The 2,732-nt window shown below is 65.5% G+C and carries 5 protein-coding genes; 3 read left to right on the top strand and 2 right to left on the bottom strand.

What is annotated here, in order from left to right:
• Window positions 1–90: 90 nt before the first annotated feature.
• A complete protein-coding gene (locus tag FNH09_RS45880; protein WP_152895793.1) occupies window positions 91–468 on the bottom strand; it encodes a toxin Doc in 378 nt (125 codons plus the stop codon).
• Window positions 468–707 carry a hypothetical protein gene (locus FNH09_RS45885; protein WP_152895794.1) on the bottom strand — a complete coding sequence of 80 codons (240 nt, stop codon included), beginning with the start codon at window positions 705–707 and terminating at the stop codon, window positions 468–470. The genes FNH09_RS45880 and FNH09_RS45885 overlap by 1 nt, the downstream gene beginning before the upstream one ends.
• Window positions 708–911: 204 nt before the next feature.
• Here FNH09_RS45885 and FNH09_RS45890 point away from each other — a divergent pair, with 204 nt between their 5' ends.
• The 3 genes from FNH09_RS45890 to FNH09_RS45900 all read left to right on the top strand — a co-directional run.
• A complete protein-coding gene (locus FNH09_RS45890) occupies window positions 912–1,112 on the top strand; it encodes a hypothetical protein (RefSeq protein ID WP_152895795.1) in 201 nt (66 codons plus the stop codon).
• Window positions 1,113–1,417: 305 nt separating this feature from the next.
• A complete protein-coding gene (locus FNH09_RS45895) occupies window positions 1,418–1,750 on the top strand; it encodes a histone-like nucleoid-structuring protein Lsr2 (protein ID WP_152895796.1) in 333 nt (110 codons plus the stop codon).
• An 856-nt stretch (window positions 1,751–2,606) separates the two neighbouring features.
• Window positions 2,607–2,732, top strand: a 126-nt coding sequence (locus FNH09_RS45900; RefSeq protein ID WP_152895612.1) for a helix-turn-helix domain-containing protein, incomplete at its 3' end; no start/stop codon positions are given.

Genomic DNA, 2,732 nt, shown 5'->3' on the forward strand with positions numbered 1-2,732 from the left:
GCTCCCGGCACCGCAGGCACGTGCCTGCGGTGCCGGGAGCGGCGCCGCAGGGCCTTTCTGGACCTTGTGCCAGATCTCCCAGCCCTGGCGTCAGACCTTCCAGGACCGGAGGACGTCGGCGACGGCGTAGACGCTCAGGCGCGTGTCCCTGATCTTGCGGACGAGATCGGACAGGGCGCCGTACGGCGGGTCGATCCCCTCCCCGGACTGGCTCATGTACTGGGCCGTCACGAAGGCGGCGAAGAGGCTGTTGCGGTGCGGGAGGGGTTCGAGGCGCGTGATCGTGTGCAGGAGCGCCGCCGCGCGCCACGCGGCGTCCGGATCGGACGTCTCCAGGGTCGGCATCTTGGTCTTGTGTCGGGCGACGGCCGCCACCAGTCCCGAGTAGTCCGCGACCGACACGTCCTCAGCCCCGAGGGCCGCCTCCTGGACGTCGAGGAGCCAGGAGACATCGATGTACAGGACCATCAGGCGGCCGCGGCCCCGTCGGCGTGCCGGGAGACGGGGACCTCCTCGGGGAATGCCTCGTCGAACTCGTCGCGCAGCCGATCGGCCCAGGCGACGGCGCCAGCGACGAACTGCTTGCGATGCATCTCGCGCACGCCGAGATCATGCAGATACTGCTTGAGGCTCTTCCCCTCCGCGGCGGCGGCGGCGCGCACGCCTTCCAGTTCTTCGTCGGAGAAGGACACATTCAGTGAGGGCATTCTCAGATGGTACCTAGTTGGTGCTGGACAGGCCAGGGAATCCTTGCGGGCGTGCGGCGGCGGCGTTTGCGAGGCCGGAATCATGAGGGATCCACGGCGCGGCCTGCCCGCAGAGGCTCACGCCGATACGCCCCGCACTCCACCGGCGGAGGTGCGCGGCGTGCTGCATCACGATCTCGTCATCGTGGGGCCGGTACCGGCAACATGCTGCTCACCGACGACCTGGCCGATCTGCGTACGGCCGTCGTCGAGCCCGACCGCTTCGGTGGTACTTGCCTCAACCGCGGCTGCGTCCCGAGCAAGATGTTCGTCGTCGCGGCCGATGTCGCCGAGACCGCGCGGTCGGGTGCGCGGCTGGCATCCTGTCGACCAGGGAAGGTTCCAGCCGCTGCGACCCTCAATTGAGATGACCTGCTTTGATATGGAAAGTGAAGAAAAATTTTGCGGTCTGGTCGCCCCTCCCAGGATGCGGCGAAGGGTTTCGCTCGGACTCGATCGCGGCGGAAATAATTGCCGACTGTGCCTGTGCTGTGCATTGTCCGAGTGCAGGCGCCCCGGCCTGCGATCCCGGCTCAGGAAAACCTGAGTACCTGCTCTGCATGAGTCGAATCCGCGCGGCGGGGCTCAGGAAACCGTGGAAGAGTTCCCCTTCCCATATCGCCATGTCTTCCGGCTGTCGATAAGAAAACGTGAGGTGGTAGCATCCGGCCATGGCTCAGAAAATTGTGACCGTGTACACGGACGACCTCACCGGCGCGGAATCGGAAGAGGTGCAGACCCATACGTTCTCGCTCGATGGCGTCAACTACGAGATCGACCTTGTTTCGGAGAACTACGACAAGCTCGTCGAGGCGCTTTCCCCCTTCACTTCCGGGGGCCGCAGGATCGGCAGGACCAAGCGTGCGGGCGGCTCTCCGAAGCAGGCGTCGAACGGCCCGAGTGCCGAGGAGCTGCGAGCGTGGGCGCGCGAGAACGGCCTTCAGGTCAGCGAACGGGGGCGCGTTCCCGCCAGTATCCGTGAGGCATACGCCAAGGCTCACTGACACCGAGGATTCTCGGTGTCATCACCGATCGGTGGCGGACAGGCCGAGCTCCGTTCGTGCGGCCAACGGTATCCCGTGGCCTCCGACGAGGTGTTCGACGCTTGATCACCGGCGCGGGGTACGCTCATTTGGTCACCTCCGAAGACGACCGGCGGTGCAAACTCCTTCCGCACCAGCGCGCCTTGGTCGTCGCGAGCAGCCTCTTTTCCTTGCAAGATCGTCTCGTCGTCGACGGGCCTGACAGGTGCCATCGAGATCCAAGAGTTCATCAGTTCCGATCTCGTCGGAATCTTCATTGGATTTCCCTGAGGGAAATGGCACCCTCGCGGCCCATGGAAGGCAGTGCGTGATCAATTTGCGATCGCCAGGAGACGGTCCGTCGTGGCGGCATCGGTCGCCCGGACAGGGGTGGCTGCGATGCAGCCCGCTTCCGCGGCGGAGCTGTGCTTCACGCAAGCCGGAGTCGATGTCCCGATCGACAACAATCCGGGCGATGGCGCTCCAGACTTGATCTGACCGCGCGATGACTGGGCCACCATTGCCCGTGTCATCGTGTGGGGAATCGATGGCACCTCCAGGGAGATCCGGCTCGGTGTGGGCGGCAATTTGCCATCGATCTGCTTTCCAGGTGACCGGACTCAACGTGTGCAATGTGACCGGCACCAATTACGACTGCAAGCAGTGGCGCATTCAGCAGCGCTGTGGAAGCGCGGCGCGGACGTACCGAGGACGTTCGGCAGCGTGACCGGCTGGGCCCGGCGCAAGCCTCGTCTTTCAGGGCGGGGTGAGCCGGAACGGTCCGCAGGGCGAAGTGGTCCGGGCCGGTGTTGTCAGTGCCGGGCAGTAGGTTGATCACATGCAGCTCCGGTACAACTTCCGGGTGTACCCCGAGCCTGCACAGCGTGATGCGCTGGCCAGGGCGTTCGGGTGCGCCCGCGTGGTCTTCAACGACGGTCTTCGGGCCCGTCGGGAGGCACACGCG

This window comes from Streptomyces adustus (assembly GCF_009377175.1).
Classification (GTDB): Bacteria; Actinomycetota; Actinomycetes; order Streptomycetales; family Streptomycetaceae; genus Streptomyces; species Streptomyces adustus.

Excerpts from the sequence above, each read along its gene's own strand:
- FNH09_RS45880 (WP_152895793.1), bottom strand. The coding sequence starts at position 468 with ATGGTCCTGTACATCGATGTCTCCTGGCTCCTCGACGTCCAGGAGGCG.
- FNH09_RS45885 (WP_152895794.1), bottom strand. The coding sequence starts at position 707 with ATGCCCTCACTGAATGTGTCCTTCTCCGACGAAGAACTGGAAGGCGTG.
- FNH09_RS45890 (WP_152895795.1), top strand. The coding sequence starts at position 912 with ATGCTGCTCACCGACGACCTGGCCGATCTGCGTACGGCCGTCGTCGAG.
- FNH09_RS45895 (WP_152895796.1), top strand. The coding sequence starts at position 1,418 with ATGGCTCAGAAAATTGTGACCGTGTACACGGACGACCTCACCGGCGCG.